This window comes from Burkholderia sp. LMG 13014, from assembly GCF_905232215.1.
In the GTDB taxonomy this organism is placed as follows: Bacteria; Pseudomonadota; Gammaproteobacteria; order Burkholderiales; family Burkholderiaceae; genus Burkholderia.
The window spans coordinates 1-1,961 of the sequence record NZ_CAJNKE010000848.1; the positions used below are offsets into that span (position 1 = coordinate 1).

Consider the following 1,961-nt stretch of genomic DNA (forward strand, 5'->3'; position numbering starts at 1 on the left):
ACGTCGACGGCCACCTTGCCGTCGTCGCCCGGCGTGACGGTGAACGACACGGCCTTGAATGCGTACAGCAGCGGATCGGGGCCGACGTTGTACGGCGCGCTTGCGTCGTCGTCGAACGACGGGAGATCGCGCGTCGATGCCGCGAAGTAGCTCTTGTCGAGCACGAGGCCGCCGGCCACGCGCTTGACGCCGGCCTTGCGGAGCTTGTCGACGAGGTCGATCAGCTCTTCGGGCACGAGCTTCGGATCGCCGGTGCCCTTGATGTACAGGTTGCCCTGCAGCGTGCCGTCGGGGTCGATCGTGCCGTCCGTGTACGCGGTCGTGCGCCAGCGGTAGTCGGGGCCGAGGATCGACAGGCCCGAGAAGGTCGTCACCAGCTTCATCGTCGAGGCGGGCATCATCGGCCGGCTCGCATTCCACGCGATCAGCGGTTCCGGATCGCCGACGCGCTCGACGACGACGCTCATCGCCGACGCCGGCACCTTCGCGCGCTGCAGCGCGACGAGCACGGACGCCGGCAGGCCGGCCGCACGTGCGGCGGGCGACACGACCGTGGTCTTGCGCGCTTCCTTGTGGGATTTCTTGCGGGCCTGCGCGGACGGCGCGAAGGCGAGGGCCGTGCAGGTGGCGACGATGGCGGCGGCCCGCAGGCAGACGCGGGTGCGGGGGGCGAACCGGGTGGACAGATCGGAAATCGGCATGGACGAATACGGGAGAAGCACGACGTTCGGGCAGGGCGCGCGCGGCGCCAAAGCGCACATTGTAGAGACAAGTCCGGACAGCCCCCTTGCAATCCGCCTTTCTGTTGCATTGCACGGTGCCGCGCATGTGATTCGTGGCGCTACAATGGTCGCCGTGTTTGACTCGCCCGATGGATGCCTGTCCCGATGCGGATTCTGCTTGTCGAAGATGATCGAATGATTGCCGAAGGCGTGCGCAAGGCGCTGCGCTCGGATGGCTTTGCGGTCGACTGGGTGCAGGACGGCGACGCCGCGCTGACGGCGCTCGGCGGCGAGACGTACGACCTGCTGCTGCTCGATCTCGGCCTGCCGAAGCGCGACGGCATCGACGTGCTGCGCACGCTGCGCGCGCGGGGGCTGGCGCTGCCGGTGCTGATCGTCACCGCGCGCGACGCGGTGGCCGATCGCGTGAAGGGGCTCGACGCGGGCGCCGACGATTACCTCGTCAAGCCGTTCGACCTCGATGAACTGGGCGCGCGGATGCGTGCGCTGATCCGCCGCCAGGCCGGGCGCAGCGAATCGCTGATCCGCCACGGCGCGTTGACGCTCGATCCCGCTTCGCACCAGGTGACGCTCGACGGCGTGCCCGTCGCGCTGTCCGCGCGCGAGTTCGCGCTGCTCGAGGCGCTGCTCGCACGGCCCGGCGCGGTGCTGTCGAAGAGCCAGCTCGAGGAGAAGATGTACGGCTGGGGCGAGGAGATCGGCAGCAACACGGTCGAGGTCTACATCCACGCGCTGCGCAAGAAGCTCGGCTCGGACCTGATCCGCAACGTGCGCGGGCTCGGCTACATGGTCGTCAAGGAAAGCTGACGCGTGAGGTCGATTCGTCATCAATTGCTGATCTGGCTGCTCGCGATCGTCGTCGCGGGCGTGGGCCTCGCGGGCTGGCTCATCTACCGGCAGGCGCTCGCCGAGGCGAACGAACTGTTCGACTACCAGTTGCAGGAAATCGCCGCGGCGTTGCCGTCCGAGCCGTTCTCGCAGGTGTTCGGTTCGCGCACCAACGGCGACGAAGGCATCGTGATCCAGATCTGGAACCGCAACGGCGTGCTGATGTACTTCTCGCATCCGCGTGCGCCGATCGCGCCGCGCGCGGAACTCGGCTTCTCGACCGAGCGCACCGATCGCGGCGAATGGCGCGTGTACGGCGCGATCGTCGGCGACAACGTCGTGCAGCTCGCGCAGCCGCTGTCGGTGCGCAACCGGCTGGCGGCGAACGTC

The 1,961-nt window shown here is 68.4% G+C and carries 3 protein-coding genes and 1 pseudogene; 3 read left to right on the plus strand and 1 reads right to left on the minus strand.

Annotation, left to right across the window (positions count from 1 at the left end):
* The coding region (locus tag JYJ84_RS35330) for a D-alanyl-D-alanine carboxypeptidase/D-alanyl-D-alanine-endopeptidase (RefSeq protein WP_205190187.1) at window positions 1-701 on the minus strand (701 nt) is incomplete at its 3' end.
* Between JYJ84_RS35330 and JYJ84_RS35335 the strand changes: the two genes are divergently transcribed.
* From JYJ84_RS35335 to JYJ84_RS35345, 3 genes and pseudogenes are all read left to right on the plus strand, one after another.
* Window positions 700-921 (plus strand): hypothetical protein, encoded by a 222-nt coding sequence (locus tag JYJ84_RS35335; protein WP_175221605.1) that lies wholly within the window; start codon window positions 700-702, stop codon window positions 919-921. The two genes, JYJ84_RS35330 and JYJ84_RS35335, sit on opposite strands and share 2 nt — an antisense overlap.
* A complete protein-coding gene (locus JYJ84_RS35340) occupies window positions 888-1,550 on the plus strand; it encodes a response regulator (RefSeq protein ID WP_039360640.1) in 663 nt (220 codons plus the stop codon). Before JYJ84_RS35335 ends, JYJ84_RS35340 begins: the two co-directional genes overlap by 34 nt.
* A 3-nt stretch (window positions 1,551-1,553) precedes the next feature.
* A pseudogene (locus JYJ84_RS35345) lies at window positions 1,554-1,961 on the plus strand (sensor histidine kinase N-terminal domain-containing protein); the annotation flags it as partial.

Excerpts from the sequence above, each read along its gene's own strand:
- JYJ84_RS35340 (WP_039360640.1), top strand. The coding sequence starts at position 888 with ATGCGGATTCTGCTTGTCGAAGATGATCGAATGATTGCCGAAGGCGTG.
- JYJ84_RS35335 (WP_175221605.1), top strand. The coding sequence starts at position 700 with ATGGACGAATACGGGAGAAGCACGACGTTCGGGCAGGGCGCGCGCGGC.